This window comes from Paenibacillus sp. GSMTC-2017 (assembly GCF_016019935.1).
Taxonomy (GTDB): Bacteria; Bacillota; Bacilli; order Paenibacillales; family Paenibacillaceae; genus Pristimantibacillus.
Map to the genome: position 1 here is coordinate 74,029 of NZ_JAECMT010000003.1, position 25,920 is coordinate 99,948.

Consider the following 25,920-nt stretch of genomic DNA (forward strand, 5'->3'; position numbering starts at 1 on the left):
GGAAGACCACTTTGAGGAGGATGATTTCCGATGAAAATGACGCTGGAAAGAAAGCCGTTTAACGAGTTTTGGATGAACTGTATGCTCAATCAGGCATTTTCAATTGCTGCTTCCGCTCACCCAAGCTATCATAATGCGGCCTATTTGAATATTTATCGCTACTATCCGTGGGTTGCGGCGACAGATCAAGACTTTCGTTATCCAACAATCGATACGTTATATTATCTTGATGACTGGACCAAATTCCCGTTAACAGGCGTTATTCGTTTGATCGAACCTGGACATTTCCGCAATAAAGAAACGTTTACCGAAGAGATTAAGGAAATATTGAGCGGTGGACGCAATTTAAGTGTAAATGTTGATTTATACTACTGGCTTCCCGGCAGCATGGCATGGCGGAAGTTTCATTGGTATCACTATTCTTTATTTAACGGCTATAACGAAGAGAATTCAACCTTCTATGTTATAGACGATACACTTGAAGGTTATAGCGAACATGAAGTTCCGGAAGAAAGACTTCGGAGGGCATTTTTGAACGCAGAATATAATATCAATGAAAATTATACAGGGCCAGCCTATTACATCTACAATCTTCATTCGACGATTGAGCCTTATGAATTGAAACTAGCGGAAGTAGTTGAAAATGCACTAAGACTAGAACGTGAACTTGGAAAGTTTTCAATTGAAGGCATGTGGAACGTCGATTCGAGTCCAGACAAATATCAGTCTCATATTACTTATGCACTGATCGGTATTAACATTATAAGTAATAGACATACAGCAAACATTGGGTTGATACGCACTCTTCGCGAGCAGAAGTTACTTAAGGATACTGTTTGTGACTCACTGATGGAGCAAATTCAAGAAATAAAAGATGGTTGGGAAGAGATTAAACAAGCATTCGTCACACATAAATTTGACCGTGATCGTGAGATAGGGCTAGCAAAAGAGCTGTTTGCCAAAGAAAGAGTGTTCTGGGGCAATGTAGCAAGCAGCGAATAAATATATCCCACTCGACAAACGAAAGGGGCAGGCCATGAATCAGATACCGTTGCTATTTTTGCCGTATGCGGGAGGTTCCGCTCAAGTGTACAAAAAATGGGCGAAGGCTCTAGATCCGTCCATTGTGCTTACCCCGCTCGAAATGGCGGGCAGAGGAGGCAGAATGGGAGAGTCTTGCTGTGAGGATGTACCGTCAGCAGTGAAAGATTTGCTACGCTTCACTCGCAAGTATACTACGGGACCTTATGCGATCTTCGGTCATAGTATGGGAAGTTTGCTAGCTTATGAGCTGATGCGCAGTTTGCGCGATGAGGGATTAAGACTGCCGATAGCTGCTTTTCTATCGGGTAGAGATGCGCCGCATTCGGTCGAGAGCAATCGAACAACGTATTTGCTGCCTGATGAAGCGTTTATTGAAGAAATAAAAAGTTTGGGCGGTACTTCTAATGAGTTATTCCAACATAAGGAATTATTAAACTTATTTATGCCTATCATGCGTGCAGATTTTAAGCTTGTTGGGACGTACCACTATGAGCCGGGAGAGCCATTACCCGTTCATATGATTGTAATGAATGGCAATCAAGATACGAGCTTATGTGGTGAATCTATTGAATGGAAATCTCATACAAGTCATACATGTGACATCGTTCAGTTTGAAGGTGGTCACTTCTTCATTCAGGAACATGAAAAGAAAGTAATCTCACTTATTAACGACAGAATGTTAGGGATTTTAACTAGCAGTGTAATGACACAAAGATAGCAAGGGGGTTCGGGATCAATGGGTATGGTTCGTATTTTTGCCGAGGAGGCGGGACAGGACGTACAAAGCTTGTGGAATGAAGCGAGCGGATTTCCATCCGATTTGACAATCAGGAGGGAAGGATTCCGTTCTGCTCATTATGAAATCGTATTTACCGAATCTATTGTTAGTCAGTTGGCAGGAAGCAATGAGATCTCTTATGAGCATTTGTTTAATAAGTTGCTTGCTATGGTTAGTACGCTGCTTCATAAGTATACAGGCGATGAATCTATTGTTTTAGCATTTCCAACACTAGAAGATGATGCGGCGAGCCACTATCGTTGGTCCCCACTACGTGTTTCCATAAGGGAAACAGAGACATTGGTTTCTCTTCTTGAGCAGACTGAGAACAAAGTAAAGAATGCAGCAGTGGCGAATGTGAACGACGTATCTGTAATGTCCCATGAAACGGATGCTGTAGCAGTTGCGATTGAGAACATACATGAAATATCATCTCCCACAAGTTTCAGTATGTTGTTTTTGTTTCACTTAGGGGAGCTGGCTGGGGAAAGTGACCGGCTTACATTAATCTACAATGAAGCGACATATAGTCATCGAATGGTAGAGAGACTAGGAGAACAGATTGAACGAATTGCTAACAACTTCAGAGATAACGAACCTTTCAATATTAATAGCTTTGAGCTTTTGAGCAAAAATGAAATAAGTGAGCTTCTCCGTTCATTTTGCAGTGATCAAACGGAAGAAACGAAGGAAACAGGGAGATTTTTACCGACAAATACGCCTCAATCGAATTGGACGATGAACTTCCTTTTTGAGGAGCAAGTGAAATTACGTCCCTCTGAGGTAGCAGTCATTTGCGAATCGAAGTCAGTATCATATGCCGAGCTGAATAAGCGGGCTGATCTACTAGCAGTAAGGCTAAGAAGACAGGGAGTACGCGCTGGTATTCTTGTCGGTTTATTGTCCGAAAGATCAATAGATCTTGTTGTTGGCATCTTTGCTGTTTGGAAGGCAGGGGGTGCATACGTACCGATCGATCTTGAATATCCATCAGCTCGTGTTGCCTTTATGCTCGAAAATACAGGTGCGCCTGTTATGCTCACACAGCGCCATTTGTTAGAGCAATTATCTACATTTACAGGTGATATTTTATGTATAGACGATGAAGCGGCGGAGTCCACGACCGAGCATACCGACAGCATGTCTTTACAATCAGGGATATGGGAAACAGGTTCCCCAAAAGATCTAGCTTATGTCATTTATACATCGGGCTCTACAGGCAACCCAAAGGGTGTCATGATTTCACATGAAAATGCTATTCGGTTTATGGAGGGTATGGCTGCGGAAGTAGCGTTTACTCCAGCCAAAACGATGGTTGCACTAGCAAGTGTGGCGTTTGATGTTTCGATTCATGATTTGATTATGCCGCTGCTGTATGGGATGAAGGTAGTTTTAGCAACCCAATTAGAGCGCAGAGACCCCGAGCTATTAAAGTCTCTTATCGTTAAACATGACATTTCGATGCTAGTGGCAACGCCAATGAGACTCCAATTGATGTTGAACAGTCGTACAGAAAGCAACTGGCTCCATCATTTGACGGATGTAATGATTGGCGGGGAGCCGTTTATACCAGACATTTGGGATCAACTAAAAGAGTATAAACAATTAAAAGTGTTTAATGTGTATGGCCCTACTGAAACGACCGTTTGGTCTACTTCACAGCGGATATGTAATCATTATCCTGGAGTTGGTAGGCCACTCGTCGGGGTCAGAATATATGTTGTAGATGAGAATGGACGAATGTTGCCTCCTGGAGTTGCAGGTGAACTTTGTATTGCTGGAAATCGGCTCGCTACTGGGTATTGGGGTAATGCAGAGCTTACGGCAGATCGGTTCGTACCTGATCCTTTCTACCCTGGTGAGCTTATGTACAAGTCAGGTGACCTAGCGCGCTATATGGCCGACGGCACAATCGATTTTCTTGGAAGAAGAGATTTTCAAGTAAAAATTCGCGGACATCGTGTTGAGCTGGAAGAAGTTCAGTCAGTACTATCTTGTTACGAACTTGTTACGGAATGTGCTGCATTGCTGGAAGAGGATGATAAGGGTAGTCAGTGGTTATGCGCTTATTATGCTGCTAAGGCTCAGTTGCCTGAAATGGAACTGCGAAACTTTATGGCTAGTCGTGTTCCTGAATATATGGTTCCTCAGCGATATGTTTGGATGGCTAATATGCCGCTTACTCCAAATGGGAAAATTGACCGTAAAGCATTGATTACACTAAGCGCTTCTAACATGCACTTAGGAGGACTAAATGAAATAGATGTTATTCCCGAACTAGAAACAGACATGCAGCGCAATGTAGCGAAAATGTGGCAGCAGGTGCTTCATCGGGGCGGTTTCCGAGCGGATGATCATTTTTTTGAAGTAGGAGGAAACTCTATTTTGCTTGTAGCCCTGCATCGATATATTGAAGACAAATATCCTGATCGTGTGTCGGTAGCCGATTTGTTTAGTGACGCTTCGCTTCGTGGAATGGCATTACTACTTGACGCTCCAACTGGCGAAGAAGGCGATATGAGTGATTTGTCGAAGCTTAAGGGCATTATTTTTCATAATAAAAAAGCTCAGACCGAAGACGATGGAGAGTTTGGTGCGAGTTACCTGACGAGACAATTGCCAGACGGACCGCTGAACAAACTAGACTTGGTTACTGTACAGCTAGGTGTAGAGAATATCGATATTTTGTTAGTCGTTTATTTGTACGTGCTATCAGATATTGCGATAGCAGACGAAGTGACCACCTTCATAAAAGGTGGGACAAACGATCGGATGGTTTCATTATCAGTGAACTTGACTCACTATGCTGAATTTGGTCAATTGATCTCGGAAGTTAGGCGCCAAAGACTTGGAGGTATCTATTATACCTTTTCGACACTTGCAACTGCAGCGAGATTCCGAAGTTCGCAGAGCGGAATTGTTCCTTGGTTCTCCGCTGTAGATCTCAGTGGAGCGGAAAGTTATATAGCTATGCTGGGTCTCGTATTTCAGCTGGAAGATACGGGTAATGGAATTGCGATCTGTTGTATGTATGATGCTGCTTTATGGGATAAAGCTGGAATAGTTGGGTTGCTGGACCTATATGAGCAGTCTTTCGATATGATCATAAATGAACTTTGTGAAGGACGTGAAGGCTAATGGAGAAGCATGCATTACTATTTCCGGGCCAAGGATCTCAATATGTAGGTATGGGTAAGGAGCTGTGTGCTGCCTATCCGATCGCCAGGGAGACGATAGAAGAAGCAAGCGAAGTTCTTCATATTAATCTGACAAAACTTATGTTCGAAGGCAGCATGAAAGAGCTAACAAGGACTGAGTACGCTCAGCCAGCCATATTGACACTTGGGATGGCTATGTTCCGAATTTATAGGGATGTAACTGGGCGAGTTCCCTACTATTTGGCGGGACATAGTTTAGGGGAAATTACTGCGTTAGCATGTTCTGGTGGTATTCCGTTTGCGAGTGCAGTTAGTATTGTACATCGACGCGGCGAGTTAATGCGTGATGCGGCAGCGCTTGGGGGAGGAGCAATGGCTGCAGTAACGGGTTTGATGGCAGATGATGTTCATCATATTTGTACAATTGTTAGCGGCTCTTACAATGGAGGCTCGGAAACGGTAGTTGTATCTAATATTAACTCAGAAGAGCAGGTCGTTATTTCTGGTCATAAGGGTGCGCTAAACGAGGCTGCCGAACGGCTTACAGAGTTAGGAGGTGTTGTTATTCCTCTTCAAGTAAGTGCACCTTTCCATAGTCCACTCATGGCACCTGCAGCAGAGCAATTTGCTGAAGAGCTCAGTAAGCACACGTTTGCTCCATTCCAATATCCAGTCTTATCAAGCGTAACAGGAGTTCCATATGGTAGTACAAACGATATAGCAAAAATATTGACCCAGCAGCTAACGGCTCCTGTCAGATGGACGACAGTCATACGCTACTTACTAGAAAACGGAGTGTCAGAAGCCATAGAACTTGGACCTCAGTCTGTTCTTAAGAAGTTAGCTCAAGGCGTCACAACTTTGAAGGTGTATTCCTTTGATCATGCTCCTGATATGGAGCTATTGATCAGGGGGAATAAAAGTCGCGAAGGGGAATTTTCACTTGATTTTATTATTCAATGTATGACAATCGCAACCTCTACACGTAATCGGAATTGGGATACGGAAGCTTATACTCAGGGTGCAGTTACGCCGTACAGAAAGTTGCAAAAGACTTTATTCGAGCTGCAACAAAGTGGACAAAACGCATCGTGGGAACAGATGGAGCAAGCTTATTTTATGTTAGTTTCAGTACTCGAAACAAAATTGGTTCCTAAGGAGGAGAGAAATAACCGACTAAAGCGACTTTTGGAGGAGAACGGTGTGAAACAATTATTTGCTAATTCGACAATTGAAGGTGCAACGATGATCTAAAAGTAAGCGTTATATGAAAGAGGAAGGGTCTGGTGAACCAATTGAGTACTCCTAATCCAATATACGAATCTCCTGTAACCATATTACAAGAGTTGATTCGTTTTAATACGACGAATCCTCCAGGGGATGAGGCAGCTTGCATAGCGTATATTGAAAAACTACTTGTTCAGGCTGGCATTGAAACTACTATTGTTGCTAAAGAAGCAGGCAGACCTAATCTGATCGCAAAAATCAAAGGGAATGGAACAGCACCTCCCCTTCTTTTATACGGGCATATAGATGTAGTTGGAGTAGACAAGCAGGTATGGAGTCATGATCCATTCGGCGGAGAAATCCATGACGGCTACGTATGGGGGCGTGGTAGCCTCGATATGAAGGGTGGAGTCGCAATGATGCTGTCGGCTTTTCTACGTGCATATACGGAGAGAGCAGATTTGCAAGGCGACGTCATATTAGCGATTGTAAGTGATGAGGAAGCGGGCGGCGATTACGGAGCATCTTTCCTTGTAGACAACTTTCCTCATTTCTTCGAAGGAGTTCAATATGCAATTGGGGAATTCGGAGGTTTTTCTTTCCAAGTAAGCGGAAGAAAATTTTATCCAATCATGGTTGCAGAGAAACAAATTTGTTTCCTCAGAGCTACAATTCGTAGCGAAGGAGGACACGGCTCAATCCGCCTTGAGGATGGCTGTATGAAGCAATTGGGTGATCTGCTACAGTCGCTCAGTCGCGTAAAGCTTCCCGTACATCATACACCAGCCGCTGCTTCTATGATTCATGCAATGGCAGATTCATTGCCAGCCGTTTCAGGTTTCATATTAAAGGGATTACTTCATCCAGGTCGGACGAATGTCATCTTGAAGATGCTTGGTGACAAGGGTCAACTATTCGAGCCGCTTCTTCGTCATTCGGTTAATGCTACCGTTGTTCGAGGTGGGGAGAAAATTAATGTTCATCCAAGTGAAATCATTGTTGAGCTCGATGGGAGAGTGCTGCCCGGCTTCACATCGGAACAATTCATAGATGAACTGCGGAAACATATGATTAATCAGAAAGTTGAACTTAAAGTATTGCGATATGATCCTTCACCGCCGCAGCCCGATATGGGGCTGTTTAAGCTGTTATCTGATGTTTTAACAGATGCAGATGCTGAAGCGATACCCGTCCCAATGCTTCTGCCAGGAGCAACGGATGCTAGACATTTTGCCAGACTAGGCATACAAACGTATGGATTTCTGCCGATGCCACTACCAGAAGATATGAAGTTTAGCGCATTCATTCATGCTACTGATGAACGTGTGCCTGTACATGCAATTGAATTTGGAGCGCAGGCTATATTTTGTGTACTGACTAGGTATGGAGGAATCGCCACATAGCAATGTGGTAGAAACAAGAATTAAATTGGAGGTGTAGGGCGAAGTGAGCGCCGAAATTGTTGTTATAGAAGTGCCATCCATTATTAATATAAATGAGTATAATATGTTGTTGAGTCTTGTATCTAAGGAGAAACGGTCTCAGATCAATCGATTCCGTCTCGTTAAAGATGCCTATCGTACATTGTTAGGGGAAGCATTAATTCGTACAGCTATAATGAGTAGATTAGGTGTCCCTAATGAAAACATCGCATTTAGTTACAATGAATATGGGAAACCTACTTTAATAGGCTGTGAAGGTTTACACTTTAACGTGTCCCATTCTGGAGATTGGGTAGTTGCATTCGTCAGTACTGCTGCAGTAGGTATTGATGTGGAGGAAGTGCGACCGATAGATATGAATATAGCAAGCTCCTATTTCGCCAAAGAGGAATATAGAGAGTTGTTAGCTAAAAGTGAAGGGGAACGAACGGCTTTTTTCTACGAGCTATGGACGCTTAAAGAAAGTTATATCAAGGCTAAAGGTGAAGGGCTTTCTATTCCATTGCATTCATTCTCTGTTGCTATTCAATCTGATCGGACTATTACATTGAAGCCAGAGGGTGAAAATGTTTATTTCAAGCAATATCAGCTAGCACCGCATTACAAAATGGCTGCTTGCTCATTCAAGAATAAGTTTCCTTTAACGGTAAGCCATTGGAGCATTGAAGAATTGCTCGTGCAATTATCATTCGATTGGTCTCTCCGCAAAATACAGCCCTAATTTCCGGATCTTACATAGCTAACCTATTTCTCTTTACTACCCCATATAGTCTGATAGTATTAATGAAGAATAATTCATTAATAGACGCTGGGGTGAAGTTTGATGCATGTTCAGAGAATAATAAGTACGGTACTGCTTGCTTGGATGATATGGATTGTTTATAGCCTTAACATCACATTCGAGTACCCATTCTTACTTATTATTGCAGGATTTGCGGCAACGTATTTTCTATTGACGAAACGAGTGCCAAGAAACGGAGAAAAAAAGTTTTTCATCCATTGGCCAACAACGTTATGGTCAATTATTGGATTTATTGTGTTTATATTTGTTTTTGGACTAGTGCTCATTAATTTTGAAACTAGTTATACATTTTATATGTCTTTCGCCGAAGATAAACTGGTGGAAGCAAGTACAGAATCAAAGGGTTACTTTATACTAATGATGATTTTCTCTATAGTCGTCACAGCTGTATCCCTCTTTTCGTTTTTGTTTATAGTAGGTTTTCTACTAGCCATGTCTGAAGTAGCTACTAATAAAACGATTAGGTTCTGGCAAGTTCCGTTTGCTAGCTATTACATAATGAAAAAACGGGCAGTAGGCTATTTAGCTAAAGGGAGTTTCGCGATTCTCTTTATTTGGCCAACTCTACTTATTGATCTTTATAATAAGGAGGAAGCTACACAATACATATGCTTTACTTTTCTTTTATTCATAATGTTCAGTGTAATAAATAGTCGTACCGTTTCAGAACCACTTGTTAAGAGGAGAAAAAACTCACCTTTTAGATGGATAGTTCTAGGGGCAGTGATATATATAACTTTCTTTGTTTCTATGATATCTTTCATTTTTCTGTATGGTGCATTATCTGGTTTAGTTATTTATTTCCTATGTTATGCAATCGTCAAAATGAGATTATTTATTGCTTTGAAATGGCTTTTAATATTTGTATGTTATATAGGCTTTTTCGTTTGGATCTTTCAAATGTGGACTTCGATGAAGGAAGTCGGATTAGAAACGATTCAATAACTAACTACTCATACAGGAAAGCTTGTCCACATCGGGCAAGTTTTTTTTCGTTCTATTTAAGGAGACTAATTATTTATATGAAAAGAATAGATCGCTATTGTACGGAACAGAATTTAAAATTATGATTAGAAAATTATAGTCATGCTGAGGTGGAGTCCGGTGAAGCTTTGGAGAGATAAATATATCATTGGGATGATTGCAATAACCTTTATATGGATATTCATTGTCTGGCAACAGGCGAAAGATGATAGGGAAGCACCTGTCATTAAGGGAGGAGTATTAGATTTAAGCGGCTGGAATTGGGATGAAAATCGTATATTTCCGCTAGATGGAGAATGGTCCTTTTACCCGGATGTATTGCTCACTCCTAAAGAAACACGTGCCCTACAACCTACTGGGCTGTTTATTAAAGTGCCTGGCAATTGGAACGGGTTGAAGAAGGCGAACGGCAGCGAAATGAAAGGGCATGGTTCTGGGACATATCGTCTTATTATTAAAAATGCACCGACGGATCGTATGCTTGGAATTGCCAAACAATATGTTCGATTTGCGGACAGTCTATATGTGGATGGCTTATTGTTAGGCAAATCAGGAAATCCTAGTATTACCCCAGGCGATTATAAGCCTCGAAATGTACCGTATAGCAGCTATTTCCGTGCAACGGGTAATGAGCTCGAAATCGTTTTGCATGCGTCAAATTACGAATATATTAATGGCGGTATTTTCAATTCTATTGATTTTGGAATAGGACAAGACATTGCAAAGAGGGGACAAATTCGTGCAACAGTCGAACTAACGATTGCTGTCGTCCTTACGTTATTTATGTTGCTGTTTATATGTCTATACTTTTTATTTCATAGAAATCCATTGCTGCTTTTATTTGCGATATCTTCATTAGGATTTGCTATTAGTGTTATTACGAATGGGGAACGGCTCTTTTTGCAATTGTTCCCGCACATTCCATTCGAAATAGCGTTCAAGATTAAGTATATTTCAGTTTATTTGATGCCTGGACTTCTATTTTTTATCGCATGGAAGCTCATTGGGCGGTCTTGGATTAAAGGATGGCTATTAACGTTTTTCTCTTCTTTATCCATTTATTGTATTGCAATTACGATACTTCCTTTTAGGGTGTATTCGCTTTTTCAGGACTTGTTCTATATAAGTATCGCGATAATGAGTGTCATGTTAGCTTTGGTGTTAGGCTATCAATATGTTAAGCGCAATTTCTCGCAAATGGCCGAGCGACATTTTCAGCTACTTTTGACTTCTACATGGCTTCAAGTACTTACAACGCTAGTCGTTGCTTTGAGTTCTGGGAACCGAATTTCGTTAGTATTAACAAACATATCAGGCGTTTTATTTATATTGTCAGTAGGGTTGTTGCTTATTTATCAATACATAGTAGCTTATGATGCTATGAGAAGGTTAACTCGTCAGTTGCAAATTGCGGACCAAATGAAAGATGAGTTTCTTCTTATTACATCGCATGAATTGAATACACCACTACATGGTGTTATTAATGTGTCTCAATCTCTTCTAACGCAACCGCTAAGAAAAATAGAAGAAAGTGATCTGCGGGATAAGCTTCAACTAATCCGTAATACGGCTTATCGAATGTCTAATATGGTTAAAGATATTATTGATGCGGCCCGTATGAAAGATGGACGTCTAGAGGTTCGAGCGTCAACCGTGGATCTAGTACCTTGTGTAACCGTCGTAATGGAAGTGTTTGGATTTTTGGCAAAAGGGAAAAACGTACAGCTTCGACATGGAATATCGCTGGATGCTAGATTTGTTCGAGCTGATGAAAATCGTCTTCTGCAAGTGATGTATAACGTCATTCATCTTATATTAAGACATCGGCATGATACTGTCGTTTGGATTGAAAGCCGTAAGCACAACGATAATGTGCAAATCGATATTCGATTGGATAAAGTGAAGTCAAGTGAGTTGCGTACAGGAGCAACTATTGATGAAGAACCAGAGAGAGACGATGGATTTGCAAGAAGCATGTCCATCGCAAGAGAGTTAGTAGAACGAATGGGCGGCTCATTCTCTGTCAGCGAAAATTCGGGAGCTGTAACCTTTTGGCTTGCTTGCGAAAGCCCACTAGAGACAGTTGAGTCAGATGTATATGATCTTGTTGCAGCAAGCTCTCTCTATGATGAAGGTGAGGAACTAACGGAAAGTGGAGCGGGGAAAGATAACGGGATGGGTACTATCGTAGTCGCTTCCGCTGATCCAGTAGACGTAGAGCATTTGTACAGTATGTTGACGATGGAAGGCTATAGCGTACAATGCGTCGGAACAGATGAAGAGGCATATGATCGTATTATAGGAGGAAAACGTCCAGATCTCATAATCGTTGACGTCATGCTACCAGAAGGCAATGGTTATGAGTTATGTAGAAAAGTACGCAGGCATTTCAATCATGCGGAACTGCCAGTACTCTTAATTAGTGCTCGAAGTACACCTGCTGACATTGAAGCAGGAATTGCAGCAGGAGCCAGCGATTTTATAACTAGGCCCTTTGATGCGGGTGAAGTTCGTGTTCGTATTCATACACTGTTTTCTATGAATCGATTAGTGAAGGAAGCTGCTTTAAACGAAATGGCCTTTTTAAGATCACAAATCAAACCCCATTTTTTATATAATGCACTCGGTACAATAATGTCTTTATGTTATACAAATGGTGAACGAGCAGGGGAGTTACTCGGAAGTTTAAGTCGTTACTTGCGTTATATCTTTCATCTCGACAATACAGAAGAAACCGTTACGATTGGCAAAGAGATGGAGCTTATCCAAGCATATGTCGATATTGAACGAGAGCGATTCGGTGCAAGATTATGGGTAGAGCTCGATGTAGATGAGCAAGTTCAATATTATCGAATAATGCCATTAACGATTGAGCCACTTGTAGAAAATGCGATTCGTCATGGCGTCTCTAAACAAGTTAAAGGTGGTACCGTTCGGCTGACAATTCGTAAAATAGATGATTTGATTATGGTCGTTGTTGAAGATGACGGAGTCGGAATGACTAAGGAACAGGTGGCTGCAATTCTAGGCCCAGGAACATCGGATCAAGGTGTCGGATTCCGCAATATTATGAGACGTCTACTGCATGTCACTGGCAAGCCGCCAGTTATCGAAAGTGAATCTGGACACGGGACTAAAGTGACCATTTGGTTGCCTATTCAGCAATTATGATGAGATCAACTAAGAGGGGAAAATATACTCGTTTCAGTTAATGTTAAGAACGATCTGTTAATATAGAACGCATCGGAAAGGTGGAGACGAGATGATTTCAGCATTTCTGGTTGATGACGAAGAACATGCGTTAAACCTATTAGAGATGTTTCTACATAAAACAGGTGAAATACAAACAATCGGCAGATTTAGTAACGGATATGACGCACTTCTAACCATCGAAGTTGCTAAACCAGACGTTTGGTTTCTCGATATCGAGATGCCAGGATTAAATGGCATGGATCTTGCAGAACGGATTCGAAGCCAAGATCCAGAAGCTGCAATCGTATATGTGACGGCATACGATCAGTATGCAATTAAAGCATTTGAGCTTGCTGCGATGGACTACCTTCTAAAGCCAATTGATCCAGATAGGCTCAAGGGAACGATTGCACGATTGAAAAAAGGTTTTGAAGGACGAATCGCTCCGGATAGTCCAGACAATTCGAATGAGAAATTCGATACGCTTAGTGTCCGCTTACTGGGTGCTTTCTATGCATCTACAGAACAGGGCGGAGCGTATAAGTGGCGAACTGCAAAAGAAAAGGAATTGCTTATTTACCTTTCCTTGCAAAACGGAGTTCCCGTCCATAGAGATCGGATAATTGAAGATTTATGGTCGGAAGAGCCATATCCAAAAGCAAAAGTGTATCTTCACACGTGCATAAGTTTGATTCGAAAGCATTTGAAACAAGTAGGGCTAGATCGATTTGTTCTATTTGAGAAAGAAAGGTACGTACTTGATGCTAATCGGCTACAGGTTGATGCGCTTCTTTTCAAGGAGCGGGTTTCAGAGCTGAGAAATAGTAACGGAGTATCTTTGGAAGATGCTGAGAACGCGATGAAAATTTATAAAGGAAATTTGTTGCAGGATGAGGATTATCTATGGGCTTCCCAAGAAAGTGAACTTCTTGTATCTGCAGCATCTGAGCGGCTACTGAGCATTGCGGAAGCTTATCTTGCCGGGGAAAAATATAGGCAAGCGATAGAGGCTGCTGAACGAGTCAGCTATTTATCACCATGTGATGAACCTGCATATTGTATTTTGATGTATGCTTATAAAAAACTTGGCCATAATGAACATGTACTACGTACATATCGTCAATTGGTAGATCGGCTCGGAGAACTCCATCTCAAACCATCAACCTCTACACAGGAGCTATTTGAAGGAATGGTTTCGTCTGATTTCGGACTAAAACGTTGAACTTTCAAAAAAACTTTTGGTAATTAACGGAGTTTTGATGTTTGAAATTGCGATTGTCCTGATGATGTGTTATAGTTAGTAAATCGTATATGAGACTTTAGGTCGCATATTGGAATTGGTTGCGATGCTGCCTTTTCGATATGTGACTTTTTTAATGTCCATGTAACATTCAGTATTAGGGGGAAATAACAATGCAACAAGGTACAGTTAAATGGTTTAACGCAGAAAAAGGATTCGGATTCATCGAGGTAGAGGGCGGAGACGATGTATTCGTACATTTCTCAGCAATCCAAGGCGACGGCTTCAAATCACTTGACGAAGGTCAACGCGTAGAATTCAACGTAGTTCAAGGCCAACGCGGTCAACAAGCTGAAAACGTTGTAAAACTGTAGTATTTGCAACAGCCACTACCCTGCCTCAGCGTAGGGTAGTTTTTTTTCTAGGGAAAAAAGAAGGAGGGACATGTCAATGTATTACTCCCGTAAGAGACCAATGGCAGAATTGCCTAATGAAATGACATCCATTTGGTCATGTACAAAGGACGACTGCAACGGATGGGTTAGAGAAAACTATTCATTCGAAGACGTTCCAACTTGTTCCCAATGTCTGTCTCCAATGATCCGCACGATGAAAAGTCTTCCGATTCTTATGGGCTCGAATTATGGATCGAAGGCAGAGGTCAAGAAACAGGAAACGAAAGATCTAAGCCCATCCTAATGGATATGAGCTTATACAACTAAGATTCTGAAATCCACAATCGAGTGCGGCGTGGATTTTTTTTATTCACAAACTAATGTTATTAGTTTTTTTGCAACCAACATAACTAGTGAATATGAAGGGGATGCGCGAGTGGAATGATCAACTCTTAAGCAGCCCCTTATGTTTGTTATTAAAACAACATCGTGTGTTAGGTCTTTAAATCAGTTGTCTGCACGACATTGGTCTTCGGCTTGCCATTCCATGACCAGTACGTCCAAATCCGGAGCAACCACTCAACAGGACCGATCTTAAACCGCTTCAAATAGAGGACACTGGCGAATAGTTGAACCAAATAAACGAGCAATGCAACACCTATGCCTCCAGCAATACCAAGCTTTCCAAATAGCCCTAAGCCATAACCATAAAATAATGATGTACAAATAATGGACTGCAATAAATAGTTTGTCAGCGACAATTTGCCTACAGCAGCAAACCGCGAAGCCATTGGAATAGCTTTAATATGAGAAAGCAGCCACGCAGCTGCAAGCAAATAACCTAACGCGAGAATACACCCAAAACTTACTACATAACTAAGTGTGAAAAATGATGTTGCAGTATTTAGTTCGTAACTGCTTTTTATAAAATCGGGCCAAATAAAAGGTACTGATTTACCAACATAACCTGCTAGAAGAAAGAAGAGTGCTCCTTTTAAATAACTTTTCCGCTTCTGTTCAGGGGATAAAAACCAGTTTTTCTTTGCGGCATAGATCCCGAATAGGAACATAGGCAATGTTAGGAATAAAGTTAATAGTAATATGAGTACCTGTCCGAGTTCGTCGTCGTCCTCCAAACCAGAACCACTATTGCGATAATCCTTTATTTCTAAGTATGTGCCTTCAGAATAGATTGGAATAGAATGTGTAATGGTCTGCTCTGTCTTAGCTGGATCGGTCTTTATAGTGGCAAGATCACTTCCACTAAATATAATCCCTAGCAAAACACACAGAGATAGAATGACAATGCCCCATGTTAACACTGTTTTCTCCTTACGTTTCAAAAATAACATTAGGAAAAATCCCATCACTCCATAAAATAAAAGTATATCACCTTCCCATACAAATATTGAGTGAAGCAGGCCAAGACCAATTAACATGATAAATCGACGGGTAAGTACTCGCCTAGGTTTAAGCCTTTTTACTTCTAGTCCATCAAACATCTTGAATAAACCATAGCCAAACAGAAACGTAAAGATAGGCATAAAACTTCCTTCAACAGCAATCTTCATAAAGATGAGCATCCCATCATCAAAAGAGGATGCGCCAAACAGATCAAGCCTTTCTTTTCCCAATATCCCGTATTGGAAAATGAGCATGTTCGATAATAAAATACCGAGTAAACTAAAGCCACGAATTGAATCTACAATGGATTGCCTTGTTGTATTTCCTGTCATTTTTTATCACCTCAGTATTTAGTTTACAGACCTCTATTTACCAATATGTTATCAACAGTTTAAATATAGATAAATTTAGACGGAGGAATTAAACAGAAATTAAGTATTTTAGCGTATCTATAAACAACACAAAGGACCACACTGTCGTAGATTTTTCTACAAGAGTGCAGTCCATTGTTTATGCATAGAAAATGGAAGTTTTATTAAGCATTTATTTCTACTGGCTGAAGAGCATTTGTCTTAGGCTTTCCACGCCATGACCAGTACGTCCAAGAACGAAGCAGCCACTCGATGGGACCGATCTTGAATCGTTTCAAATACAATACACTGCAGATAAGTTGAACCGTGTAAACAAGAAGTGCAATACCAATGCCGCCTGCTATTCCAATTTTACCGAATAGTCCGAGGCCGTATCCGTAGAAAATAGCTGTACAGATAACCGATTGCATTAAGTAGTTAGTAAGTGACAACTTACCAACAGCGGCAAAGCGAGAGGCAGTCCTAGAAGCTTTTACATGAGACAGTACCCATGCAGCGCCTAGCAAATATCCAAGTGCTAGAATGGAACCACCAATAAGTTCGCCTACTCCGCTCAAAATGAAGTCTGGCCAAATGAATTTTAATGACTTAAGCGCGTAACCTAGGATGAGCCATAAAATAGCTCCTTTTAAATACCTTTTTCTTTTCTCTTCAGGATTAAGGAACCAATTTTTCTTCGCTGCATAAATACCGAATAGAAACATAGGTGCCATCATAATCGGGGCGAGTAACAACATGAATGTCGTGACAATAGGGCCCATGTCATCCATTGGAGAAGGACCGCTGCGATGCTTCATAATTTCAGCGTATGTGCCTTCTGAGTATACAGGTATGGAATCTTTAATAAACTGTTCTAACTTAGCAGGATCGCCGCCAACTGCACTTTCTTCTGGATCAGTACCTGCAAGTCCTAGTAGTCCAAATAAAGAAATGAGAACGATACCCCAGATTAGTACCGTTTTTGCTTTACGTTTCAAGAATAACAATAGGAAGAAGCCTATCATTCCGTAAAAGAAAAGAATATCACCATCCCAGACAAAAGTGGAGTGAAGCAGACCAAGTCCGAGCAACATCAGGAATCGGCGGACGAGCACCCGCTTTGGTTTTAGTCCTTTCGTTTCGAGCCCTTCCATCATCTTGAATAAGCCATAGCCAAACAGAAACGTAAAGATCGGCATAAAGCTTCCTTCAATGACGATTTTTACAAATGTGTGCATCCCATGATCGAACGAGGATGCCTTAAATAGTTCGAGTTCATCTTTTCCCCACATGCCATATTGAAAAATCAGCATATTGGCTAATAATATTCCTAGTAAACTAAAGCCGCGAATCGCGTCTACAATCCCTTGTCGATTCGTATTTGCTATCATGTACGATCACCTCATAGCTTATTATAAATCCTCTTTTTTACCGTAATGTTATGAGCAGCTTATTTCTAGTTAAATTAATCATTTGGAGTTAAACGGAAATTAAGGTTTATGTAGTAAACTAAGAGGCGGGAGGGGATTCGAATTGGATTACTCAAATGCTAAAATCATTATGATTGATGACGAACGTTCCATTACAAAAATGATAGAGATGGTTCTCCGCAAGGAGGGTTTTCACAATTTATATACAGCTCACACAGCGGCGGAAGCGTTAAGACTTATAGAGAAACATGGTGCAGATATCGCATTGCTTGATGTTATGCTGCCGGATCAGTCAGGGTTCGATCTATGTCCGAAAATTAGAGCGATTTCTAACGCCCACATCATATATTTAACAGCTCGCACCTCCGATCTTGATGTATTAACTGGATTTGCAACTGGTGGTGACGATTATGTTACGAAACCATTTAACCCGCTTGAAATTGCAGCGAGAGTAAAGGCAAGGCTGCGAAGAGGCAATTTACCGGCACAAGCTGTTGCCCAGGATAACCGACAACAATATGACTTCGGAAGATTTGTGCTGGATGAAGCAGCTGGGGAGCTAAGAGTATGTGACGTTCCTGTTAGCTGTCCTGCGATGGTGTATCAGCTTCTCCATTTTCTATGCAAAAATCCGAACCTTGTATTTTCCAAATCGCAGCTATATGAAGCAGTTTGGGGAATGGAAGGTTATGGGGACGACAATACAGTAATGGTACATATTCGTAAGATAAGGGAGAAAATCGAGGCGAATCCCAGCGATCCACGTCTCCTTCTGACAGTTAGAGGACTTGGATACAAGCTCGTTAAGGAAAAACTGCCATGAGAAACGTTAGACGCAGATTAGCGCTTCATTTCACTTATCAGACGTTCTTATTGTTTGTTTTTGTTTTACTTTTAACTTTTGCGATCTTTTTGTTCGTGCTGCAGCTTGTAGTAAATAATGAATTAAAAAGAACTTATCCGAATGGTGCTTTGGATGGCATTGTTTTGGAGACGATAGTGAGTGAAAATAAAGCAATCGTATCGAAACGTTGGGTTAAGCAGTTAGCTGATCATCACTACTGGCTTCAAATTGTAAATCATAAGGGTAATGTTATTTACTCGACAAATACGCCGAAAGACTTGCCGCTCACTTATGAGCTTGGCGAGTTAATGAGAATTGAAGATACTGGCAGGTTTCGTTCGTATGACGTAATGATGGCTACAGATGATTCAGTAGAAAACTCAGCACTCTATATGATGGGATACAGAGATGATGGAGCAAACGCAACACTTTCGCTTTTTGAAACATATGAAACGGAAGGTCTGATCGCAGAAGCAGACATTGCAACGGTGGATAACGTACTTCAAGAGACAAAACGTACATTGCACATTGTGGATAATGAAGGAACGATCGTACAATCAGCTGGTATTGCTAATGACATTAAACGTTATAAGCCGCTAGAATTAATTTTAATGAAGAGGATGCAAGGTAATTATCCTACAGATATTTCCATTTTTATTGATACTGATTCTGAATATATGTGGTTGCTGCATGAGGAGAAAAAGGGTGAATACGTAAAAGAACCGTTTATGAAAGACGTTATTGTGTTTGTTAGTGTATTCGGAATAATTGTACTACTATCTACAGTGGTTATTTCTATCTATCTTGGTTATCGGTATGGCAGGCCGCTGTTACTGTTTATCGGATGGTTCGACAGGCTCGGAAGAGGTAAATTAGAAGCTTTATCCGATAAGGAACGCAAGAAGCTATATCGCAAAAGCGGCAAACTGCGTAGCAGTTATAAGTTATATCAGGAGATGATCGATGGTTTCTACGATATGACGGAGAAGCTAAACGCTATTGAGCAGGATCGGATTAGATTGGACAAGACCAGAGAGGAATGGATGACAGGCATCTCTCATGATTTGCGAACACCGCTGAGTTCTATCCAAGGATATGGACATTTACTCGAAAGTGGACAGTTCCAGTGGACTGATGAGGAATTAAAGGATATGGGAGCTACGATTAGGGAGAAAAGCGATTTTTTAATCGATTTGATACAAGATTTTTCCCTCGCATTCCAATTAAAGAACAAGCAACTGCCATTTGTCGTTAACAAAATTGAGGTAGGCGAGTTTGTTAGACGAATTGTACTAACATTTGTGAATGATAAGACGATGGGACAAATTAATTTCCTATATCAAGGTGGTACAAGCCCTATTTATGTTGAGGCTAATGATAAGTGGTTTACACGCATGCTGAATAACATTATTGTAAATGCTGTTAAACATAATCCAGCGGGCACGACAGTTACCATTATAACTAGGCAGGAACAAGGAAATGCGAAACTTATCATAAGCGATAATGGCGTTGGAATGGATGAAGAGACGTTATCCAATTTGTTTGAACGTTATTATAGAGGCACCAATACGGACGAGAGTAGCGAAGGAGTCGGACTTGGGATGAGTATAGCAAAATCAATTGCACTTGCACATAAAGGTAATATCAATGCGGAATCAACGATTGGCAAAGGTTCGAAAGTAACGTTGGTTTTCCCAATTATGGATAATCGAAACTCGTTGGAGCAATGATAGATAGTAGAGGACCCTCATTTGAGGGTCCTTTTTTTGCGTATTTCTAGAATCGGGCTGAAGTAGAGTTTTGGTCTATGGGTTGACATCATAAATCTTAGTGTTTATTATAATACCCATAGGGGTATATGTATTGTTGGGAAGGTGGCTCACAAGAATGTGGATATAAGCTGGTTACTGACGTTGTTTGCGATTGGGTTTATAGGATCTTTTATATCTGGGATGGTTGGCATTGGTGGTTCAATTATTAAGTACCCTATGCTGCTCTATATACCGCCTGCATTAGGATTTATTGCCTTTACTGCACAAGAAGTTTCAGCCATTAGTGCTGTTCAAGTATTTTTTGCTTCATTATCCGGGATATTCGCTTATCTTGGAGGAGGACTCATTCATAAAAAGCTTGTCTTCTATATGGGCGTGCCTATTCTTATTGGAAGTTTTATTGGTGGGCTAGGCTCACGCTTTTTATCGGATGGGGCTATCAATATGACCTACGCAGTGCTTGCCACAATTGCGGCAGTGATGATGTTTCTTCCAAAGCATGAGCAAGAAGAAAGAGATTATCGGAATGTAACATTTCATAGAGGATTAGCGTCAGGTTCAGCCGTTTTGATCGGTCTATTATCCGGTATTGTAGGAGCGGCAGGGGCATTTATTACGATCCCCATTATGCTTGTTCTATTAAAAATTCCGACTAGAGTTGCTATCGCATCGTCACTGGCGATTACTTTTCTTTCATCGATTGGTTCGGCGGGCGGTAAAATTATGGGAGGACATATGCTTCCCATTCCATCCTTTGTAATGATTGTTGCAAGTGTTATAGCAGCACCTATTGGTGCAAAGCTAGGTCAGCGAATGAATGTAAAGGTGCTACAGTGGGTGTTAGCGGGGTTAATCTTCGCAACCGTTATTAAAATTTGGTTTGATATAGCATAAAAATTTTTAAAATAAATATACCCCATAGGGTATAAAGGGAGAGCTAAATTGACAACTTCAAACCAATTAAATGGAGATGTAACGATTGATTGCAGAGGGCTTGCATGCCCAATGCCAATAGTGAGAACGAAAAAAGCGATAGAAGGTATGTCGTCTGGTCAAGTTATTGAGGTTCAAGCTACAGATAAAGGTTCACTTGCTGATTTGCAAGCTTGGTCTCGAAAAAGTGGGCATGACTACCTCGGTACAGTAACTGAAGGTGAACTAATGAGACATTTCGTTAGAAAATCGCACCCAAATGAACTGAAGCAGTCGATGGCTTATCCTCATACTGTTACTAATGATGAATTAACTGGTCTAGTAGAAAAGCAGCAAGAGATTCTCATTTTGGACGTTAGGGAAGCGGCAGAATTTGCATTCCAGCATGTGCCTGGTGCCGTGTCTATTCCTCTGGGACAGCTGGAGGAGAGAGTGTCTGAGCTAAGTAAAGAGCAAGACATTTATGTAATCTGTAGAACTGGTATTCGAAGTGATCTAGCATGTCAATTATTGATGGGACATGGCTTCTTAAAGGTAAAAAATGTACTGCCAGGGATGTCGGGGTGGAGCGGACGTACAGTTGCATCCATCTAATAAAGCGAAAGGAGATTTAACATGACAACAGTTAAAGCAACAGGGATGGAAGCTAAGAAGCTTGCACAATATGTTATTGATGGCAAGGAGCTTTTTATTTTGGATGTGCGGAATGAAAGCGACTATGAAAACTGGAAAGTTGAAGGCTCAAATATCTTTTCCATTAATAAGCCGTACTTTGAATTGTTAGACGGTGTTGATGCTGTGCTGGAGCTGATTCCTCATGATAAAGAGGTGCTTGTCGTATGTGCAAAGGAAGGTTCCTCTGTTTTCATTGCGGAGCAACTGTTAGAAGCGGGTTTGTCTGGTGAACAAGTGTACTATTTGAAGGGCGGTATGAAGGCTTGGAGTGAGCATATGGAGCCTGTGAAGATTGGTGAGCTGAAGGGTGGCGGAGCTATTTATCAGTTCGTTCGTCTGGGTAAAGGCTGCTTGTCCTATATGGTCGTGTCTGGCGGGGAAGCTGCGGTTATTGACGGGATGAGGATGACAGACGTCTATGAGACGTTTGCAGATAGGTTAGGTGTAGTTATTAAGCATACGATGGATACGCATCTGCATGCGGATCATATTTCAGGTGGCAGGAAGCTTGCGGAAAAAGGTGGAGCAATTTATTGGTTGCCGCCTAAGGATGCGGTCGACGTTACCTTTCATTATGAAAAGCTGGAAGATGGACATAACATGACGATCGGTCACACGCAAATTGGGATGAAGGCACTTTATTCACCTGGGCATACGATTGGAAGCACATCGTTCATAGTTGACGAGCAGTATTTGCTAACTGGTGATATTTTGTTTGTCGAATCAATTGGGCGTCCTGATCTTGCGGGTCAAGCTGAGGATTGGGCTGGCGATTTACGACAAACGTTATATGAACGCTATCAACAATTGCCCCAAGAGCTCATTGTATTGCCTGCACACTTCAGCGGTATTGCTGAGCTCGGTGAAGGAGGACGAGTTTCTGCGACGTTAGGTCAGTTGTTTGAACGGAACGATGGTTTGCAAATAGACGATGAGACGACTTTCAGACGAGAAGTGACGGAACATTTGCCACAGCATCCTCATGCATATGAACAAATAAGACAGATCAACATGGGTCAATTGAATGCTGCTGATGAGGAACAGCGCGAAATGGAAATAGGTCCGAATCGTTGTGCGATACGATCTAGTTGATCTTCTCCTTTGAACGATATATATTACCTGTAGGGGTATAAGGAAATGTATCGGATTAAGAGGAAGTGAGGGATCGACATGAATAAGTATGATGAAAGTGTTATGCGCAGGTTAAAGCGGATGGAAGGTCAAGTTCGCGGCGTCATGAGAATGATGGAGGAGAACAAAGATTGCAAAGATGTCGTCGCCCAACTATCCGCCGTACGCAGCGCCGCTGATAAAGCAATGGCATACATTGTAGCCCAAAACTTGGAGCAATGTATTATGGAGGAGAAAGAAAGAGGCGGGGATACAAGCAAATTGGTGAAGGAAGCGGTCGAATTACTCGTAAAGAGCAGATAACCGTATCGACACCGTTTCCCAAGTCTCAATTATCATAGGTGCAAACAACTTGTAGTCATGTACTGGCTGAGCATGTTTGCACCTTTCTTGTACATTCAAGTATTAAACATCGGCATGTTATCTTAAGGAAAATAGTAATGGGATTTTGTATGATTATTCTATACTCATAGGAGTATAGGTATAAATGAAAAGCGAATTAATACTTCACATATATAAGGGAGTGCCATATAGATTGGAACAGGAAAAAACGACGATTGTTTTGTTTAGTGGTGATTTAGATAAAGCGATAGCTGCTTTTATTATTGCGAATGGTGCTGCTGCCTACGATCACGAGGTAACCATTTTCTTTACCTTCTGGGGGCTAAATACAATGCGCCGAGATGAAGTCGTAAAGACAGACAAGAGCTTGCTTGAGCGAATGTTCGGGTGGATGATGCCACGTGGAGCGAAGCGGCTAGGTTTATCAAAGATGAATATGGGTGGTATGGGGCCAAGCATGATTAAGCATGTGATGAAAAAGCACAATGCACTTTCATTGCCGCAATTAATTGAACTTGCACAAGAACAAAGAGTAAAGTTAGTTGCTTGTACAATGACGATGGATCTTCTTGGACTTAAGCAAGAGGAATTAATCGATGGTTTGGAATATGCTGGGGTTTCCGCATATTTAGGGGATGCAACAGAAGCTAAAGTAAACCTATTTATTTAAAGTGGTAGTAGCGTTCCACTGTATAAGCCGCTGTAACGGTCGATGTGACCGTCGCAGCGGCTTTTTACATATGGCAATACTAATGTTATTCAGCTTGCTCAAATAAATACTTTTCAGTGAGCGTCGAAAGCATCTGTATGCCGACTTGATTATGTCCGCCTTCAGGAATAATAATATGCGCGTGTTTTTTGGATGGCTCGATAAAAGCTTCGTGCATCGGTTTAACAGCGTTTAAGTATTGATCGTGAATGGAATGTATTGTTCTGCCGCGTTCTTCGATATCTCGTAATACTCTGCGAAGAATACGAACGTCAGGATCAGTATCGACGAATACTTTAATATCAAGCATTTCACGTAAATTCTCGTCCGAAAGCACATGAAGACCTTCAAGAATGACGATATGGTTAGGTTGCATTTCAATCGTCTCTGTTTTGGAGCGGGCATGTACGGTAAAGTCATATACAGGCGTAATTACTGCTAGTCCCTCTTTAAGAGACATTAAATCTTTGATGAGCAGCTCGTTTTCGAAAGCATGCGGGTGATCGTAGTTTACCTTTTCACGTTCACTCATCGTAAGGTGGGAATGGTCCTTATAATAGTTGTCTTGAGAAATAAACGTTACTTTATCCCATCCTAGATGGTCAATAACGGAGCGTGCTACAGTTGTTTTGCCTGAACCTGTACCTCCGGCGATACCTATAATAAGCATGGTTTTTCCATAGCCTCCTGAGAATTAATTACCGATACAACTAAAGTATTGTAGCATAGCATGCGTTAATTTTCATCCTAACGTTGCAGTTGGAAAAATTAACTATAGGAAAGCAGCTATTTTTATTAGCTGTGATTCGTGACATAGCTATCTTTCATTCGACAATCGGTGACAGAAATATGGTAGAATAATAGAGACATACCTCTATTACTAAGCTTAATATTTTAATGTAAAAGAAGGTGATTCCTATGAAGATTATGAAGGTATTCATTACTATTATCTTATTTATGCTGTTATATCCATCGGCATCAACAATAGCGAACGCAGGCGTTATAGAACGAATTAAAGGGATTTATGACGCCCCCGAAGAGCTTCAGAAGCTCCAAGATCAATACGATGAAACAACATCACTCCTACAAAGTCAGCTGGAATCACAACGTGAGCAGCTTGAGCTCGCCAAACAGCAAAATGAAAAGTTGTTGGCAGACAATCAGAAACTGATGGAAAAGATGGAGAAGATGGAAGAGAACCGTCAGTCGCTATTTAGCAAAATTGCTTATGCAGTTGGCACATTAATAGCATTAGTGGCCGTATATGCTATTTCCGTTCGGATATGGCGATACATTGTATGGCGCAAACAAGGCAGAGACCAGCAAAGTGCGATGTTGCCATGAAAATAATATCTCCTTCGCCGGTTGGTCATGTTCGAATTGATTTGGATGGACAGGATGCTTTACATATACTGAATCCTAAATCGATTGTGGCATATCAGGGATCCGCTCGCAGCCGCGAGGATCGGTTTATGAATTTGGGCGGTGCGTTCAAAAAGAAGAAATGGATTCGTTCAAAACTGCAAGGGCCATCTCAATTACTGCTCGGATTACCTGTTGGCTATACACTTGAAGCTATGGATATACCAGGTGATAGCAATCTATTGTTCGATTTCCGACATGTTGTTATGTTTACTGAAGGCATGACGTTTAAGAGCAAAGTGTTAAAATGGAAGACAGCGTGGATTACGAAAGAAATCGTTAGAATCAAATTTTCTGGGCCAGGAACACTTGGTGTATTAACTGCTGGAGACTTGGCTACTATGCAGTTAGATCCTGATCGATCGTTATTTGTCGACAAAAATGCACTTGTTGCTTATCCAGAAGATGCATCGATTCAGTTGTCCGTTTACGGTAATTCACTTGCAAGTCAACATATGAACGTTCAGTGGGAAATTAGGGGGCGAGGTCCCGTTCTCATTCAGACGGGTTCGAAGGATAAAGATTTACAGGATAAGATGATGGATGACGGCTGGTTTAAACGTATATTGCGTGAAGTGCTTCCTTTTGGGAGTGTGTATATAAAATAATTGTGGACGCTAAGCATCATGGGTGAAGGTACTTCCTA

The 25,920-nt window shown here is 41.2% G+C and carries 23 protein-coding genes; 20 read left to right on the forward strand and 3 right to left on the reverse strand.

The window, feature by feature from the left end:
• The first annotated feature begins 30 nt into the window (after positions 1 to 30).
• The 11 genes from I6N90_RS12365 to I6N90_RS12415 all read left to right on the forward strand — a co-directional run bounded on the left by I6N90_RS12365 (position 31) and on the right by I6N90_RS12415 (position 14,566).
• Positions 31 to 1,002: a hypothetical protein gene (locus tag I6N90_RS12365; RefSeq protein ID WP_197935933.1), complete on the forward strand. Its 972-nt coding sequence runs from the start codon at positions 31 to 33 to the stop codon at positions 1,000 to 1,002.
• Positions 1,003 to 1,036: 34 nt separating this feature from the next.
• Positions 1,037 to 1,762, forward strand: a complete 726-nt coding sequence (locus I6N90_RS12370; protein WP_197935934.1) for a thioesterase II family protein — start codon at positions 1,037 to 1,039, stop codon at positions 1,760 to 1,762.
• Positions 1,763 to 1,780: 18 nt separating this feature from the next.
• A complete protein-coding gene (locus I6N90_RS12375) occupies positions 1,781 to 4,960 on the forward strand; it encodes a non-ribosomal peptide synthetase (protein WP_197935935.1) in 3,180 nt (1,059 codons plus the stop codon).
• Entirely contained in the window at positions 4,960 to 6,234 is a 1,275-nt protein-coding gene (fabD, locus tag I6N90_RS12380; RefSeq protein WP_197935936.1) for an ACP S-malonyltransferase, read from the forward strand. The genes I6N90_RS12375 and fabD overlap by 1 nt, the downstream gene beginning before the upstream one ends.
• Before the next feature lie 32 nt (positions 6,235 to 6,266).
• Positions 6,267 to 7,610 (forward strand): M20/M25/M40 family metallo-hydrolase, encoded by a 1,344-nt coding sequence (locus I6N90_RS12385; protein WP_332262451.1) that lies wholly within the window; start codon positions 6,267 to 6,269, stop codon positions 7,608 to 7,610.
• 43 nt (positions 7,611 to 7,653) lie between these two features.
• Positions 7,654 to 8,370, forward strand: coding sequence for a 4'-phosphopantetheinyl transferase family protein (locus I6N90_RS24750; protein ID WP_197935937.1), 717 nt, complete (start codon positions 7,654 to 7,656; stop codon positions 8,368 to 8,370).
• A 102-nt stretch (positions 8,371 to 8,472) separates the two neighbouring features.
• Positions 8,473 to 9,396, forward strand: a complete 924-nt coding sequence (locus I6N90_RS12395) for a hypothetical protein (RefSeq protein ID WP_197935938.1) — start codon at positions 8,473 to 8,475, stop codon at positions 9,394 to 9,396.
• A gap of 159 nt (positions 9,397 to 9,555) precedes the next feature.
• Positions 9,556 to 12,606: a hybrid sensor histidine kinase/response regulator gene (locus I6N90_RS25270; RefSeq protein WP_197935939.1), complete on the forward strand. Its 3,051-nt coding sequence runs from the start codon at positions 9,556 to 9,558 to the stop codon at positions 12,604 to 12,606.
• Between the two features lie 91 nt (positions 12,607 to 12,697).
• Positions 12,698 to 13,849, forward strand: a complete 1,152-nt coding sequence (locus I6N90_RS12405; RefSeq protein ID WP_197935940.1) for a response regulator — start codon at positions 12,698 to 12,700, stop codon at positions 13,847 to 13,849.
• Positions 13,850 to 14,040: 191 nt separating this feature from the next.
• Positions 14,041 to 14,241 carry a cold-shock protein gene (locus I6N90_RS12410; RefSeq protein WP_197935941.1) on the forward strand — a complete coding sequence of 67 codons (201 nt, stop codon included), beginning with the start codon at positions 14,041 to 14,043 and terminating at the stop codon, positions 14,239 to 14,241.
• 76 nt (positions 14,242 to 14,317) lie between these two features.
• Entirely contained in the window at positions 14,318 to 14,566 is a 249-nt protein-coding gene (locus I6N90_RS12415; protein ID WP_197935942.1) for a cold-shock protein, read from the forward strand.
• A 190-nt stretch (positions 14,567 to 14,756) separates the two neighbouring features.
• On the opposite strand, the gene I6N90_RS12420 is transcribed toward I6N90_RS12415, so the two are convergent.
• Both I6N90_RS12420 and I6N90_RS12425 read right to left on the reverse strand, forming a co-directional pair.
• Positions 14,757 to 15,998, reverse strand: a complete 1,242-nt coding sequence (locus I6N90_RS12420; protein WP_197935943.1) for a DUF418 domain-containing protein — start codon at positions 15,996 to 15,998, stop codon at positions 14,757 to 14,759.
• Positions 15,999 to 16,201: 203 nt separating this feature from the next.
• Positions 16,202 to 17,407 (reverse strand): DUF418 domain-containing protein, encoded by a 1,206-nt coding sequence (locus I6N90_RS12425; protein WP_197935944.1) that lies wholly within the window; start codon positions 17,405 to 17,407, stop codon positions 16,202 to 16,204.
• 169 nt (positions 17,408 to 17,576) lie between these two features.
• On the opposite strand from I6N90_RS12425, the gene I6N90_RS12430 reads away from it, so the two are divergent.
• The 7 genes from I6N90_RS12430 (at position 17,577) to I6N90_RS12460 (ending at position 23,813) form a co-directional block, all read left to right on the forward strand.
• Positions 17,577 to 18,269, forward strand: coding sequence for a response regulator transcription factor (locus I6N90_RS12430; RefSeq protein WP_197936573.1), 693 nt, complete (start codon positions 17,577 to 17,579; stop codon positions 18,267 to 18,269).
• Positions 18,266 to 20,020 carry a sensor histidine kinase gene (locus I6N90_RS12435; protein ID WP_197935945.1) on the forward strand — a complete coding sequence of 585 codons (1,755 nt, stop codon included), beginning with the start codon at positions 18,266 to 18,268 and terminating at the stop codon, positions 20,018 to 20,020. The genes I6N90_RS12430 and I6N90_RS12435 overlap by 4 nt, the downstream gene beginning before the upstream one ends.
• 159 nt (positions 20,021 to 20,179) lie before the next feature.
• Positions 20,180 to 20,956, forward strand: a complete 777-nt coding sequence (locus I6N90_RS12440; protein WP_197935946.1) for a sulfite exporter TauE/SafE family protein — start codon at positions 20,180 to 20,182, stop codon at positions 20,954 to 20,956.
• 48 nt (positions 20,957 to 21,004) lie between these two features.
• A complete protein-coding gene (locus I6N90_RS12445) occupies positions 21,005 to 21,589 on the forward strand; it encodes a sulfurtransferase TusA family protein (protein WP_269669498.1) in 585 nt (194 codons plus the stop codon).
• Between the two features lie 21 nt (positions 21,590 to 21,610).
• Entirely contained in the window at positions 21,611 to 22,762 is a 1,152-nt protein-coding gene (locus I6N90_RS12450; RefSeq protein ID WP_197935947.1) for an MBL fold metallo-hydrolase, read from the forward strand.
• A 78-nt stretch (positions 22,763 to 22,840) separates the two neighbouring features.
• Entirely contained in the window at positions 22,841 to 23,104 is a 264-nt protein-coding gene (locus I6N90_RS12455) for a metal-sensitive transcriptional regulator (RefSeq protein ID WP_197935948.1), read from the forward strand.
• 184 nt (positions 23,105 to 23,288) lie between these two features.
• Complete coding sequence (locus tag I6N90_RS12460) at positions 23,289 to 23,813, forward strand: DsrE/DsrF/DrsH-like family protein (protein WP_197935949.1); 525 nt, start codon at positions 23,289 to 23,291, stop codon at positions 23,811 to 23,813.
• Positions 23,814 to 23,898: 85 nt separating this feature from the next.
• Here I6N90_RS12460 and udk read toward each other — a convergent pair whose 3' ends face one another.
• Positions 23,899 to 24,522 (reverse strand): uridine kinase, encoded by a 624-nt coding sequence (gene udk / locus I6N90_RS12465; protein ID WP_197935950.1) that lies wholly within the window; start codon positions 24,520 to 24,522, stop codon positions 23,899 to 23,901.
• A 248-nt stretch (positions 24,523 to 24,770) separates the two neighbouring features.
• Here udk and I6N90_RS12470 point away from each other — a divergent pair, with 248 nt between their 5' ends.
• Entirely contained in the window at positions 24,771 to 25,196 is a 426-nt protein-coding gene (locus I6N90_RS12470) for a hypothetical protein (protein ID WP_197935951.1), read from the forward strand.
• Positions 25,193 to 25,882 (forward strand): AIM24 family protein, encoded by a 690-nt coding sequence (locus I6N90_RS12475; protein WP_197935952.1) that lies wholly within the window; start codon positions 25,193 to 25,195, stop codon positions 25,880 to 25,882. Before I6N90_RS12470 ends, I6N90_RS12475 begins: the two co-directional genes overlap by 4 nt.
• Positions 25,883 to 25,920: the final 38 nt, after the last annotated feature.

Excerpts from the sequence above, each read along its gene's own strand:
- I6N90_RS12450 (WP_197935947.1), top strand. The coding sequence starts at position 21,611 with ATGACAACAGTTAAAGCAACAGGGATGGAAGCTAAGAAGCTTGCACAA.
- I6N90_RS12475 (WP_197935952.1), top strand. The coding sequence starts at position 25,193 with ATGAAAATAATATCTCCTTCGCCGGTTGGTCATGTTCGAATTGATTTG.
- fabD (WP_197935936.1), top strand. The coding sequence starts at position 4,960 with ATGGAGAAGCATGCATTACTATTTCCGGGCCAAGGATCTCAATATGTA.
- I6N90_RS12365 (WP_197935933.1), top strand. The coding sequence starts at position 31 with ATGAAAATGACGCTGGAAAGAAAGCCGTTTAACGAGTTTTGGATGAAC.
- I6N90_RS12425 (WP_197935944.1), bottom strand. The coding sequence starts at position 17,407 with ATGATAGCAAATACGAATCGACAAGGGATTGTAGACGCGATTCGCGGC.
- I6N90_RS12420 (WP_197935943.1), bottom strand. The coding sequence starts at position 15,998 with ATGACAGGAAATACAACAAGGCAATCCATTGTAGATTCAATTCGTGGC.
- I6N90_RS12430 (WP_197936573.1), top strand. The coding sequence starts at position 17,577 with ATGATTGATGACGAACGTTCCATTACAAAAATGATAGAGATGGTTCTC.
- I6N90_RS12370 (WP_197935934.1), top strand. The coding sequence starts at position 1,037 with ATGAATCAGATACCGTTGCTATTTTTGCCGTATGCGGGAGGTTCCGCT.
- I6N90_RS12470 (WP_197935951.1), top strand. The coding sequence starts at position 24,771 with ATGAAGATTATGAAGGTATTCATTACTATTATCTTATTTATGCTGTTA.
- I6N90_RS12405 (WP_197935940.1), top strand. The coding sequence starts at position 12,698 with ATGATTTCAGCATTTCTGGTTGATGACGAAGAACATGCGTTAAACCTA.
- I6N90_RS12375 (WP_197935935.1), top strand. The coding sequence starts at position 1,781 with ATGGGTATGGTTCGTATTTTTGCCGAGGAGGCGGGACAGGACGTACAA.
- I6N90_RS12395 (WP_197935938.1), top strand. The coding sequence starts at position 8,473 with ATGCATGTTCAGAGAATAATAAGTACGGTACTGCTTGCTTGGATGATA.
- I6N90_RS12455 (WP_197935948.1), top strand. The coding sequence starts at position 22,841 with ATGAATAAGTATGATGAAAGTGTTATGCGCAGGTTAAAGCGGATGGAA.
- I6N90_RS12460 (WP_197935949.1), top strand. The coding sequence starts at position 23,289 with ATGAAAAGCGAATTAATACTTCACATATATAAGGGAGTGCCATATAGA.
- I6N90_RS12415 (WP_197935942.1), top strand. The coding sequence starts at position 14,318 with ATGTATTACTCCCGTAAGAGACCAATGGCAGAATTGCCTAATGAAATG.
- udk (WP_197935950.1), bottom strand. The coding sequence starts at position 24,522 with ATGCTTATTATAGGTATCGCCGGAGGTACAGGTTCAGGCAAAACAACT.
- I6N90_RS12435 (WP_197935945.1), top strand. The coding sequence starts at position 18,266 with ATGAGAAACGTTAGACGCAGATTAGCGCTTCATTTCACTTATCAGACG.
- I6N90_RS12410 (WP_197935941.1), top strand. The coding sequence starts at position 14,041 with ATGCAACAAGGTACAGTTAAATGGTTTAACGCAGAAAAAGGATTCGGA.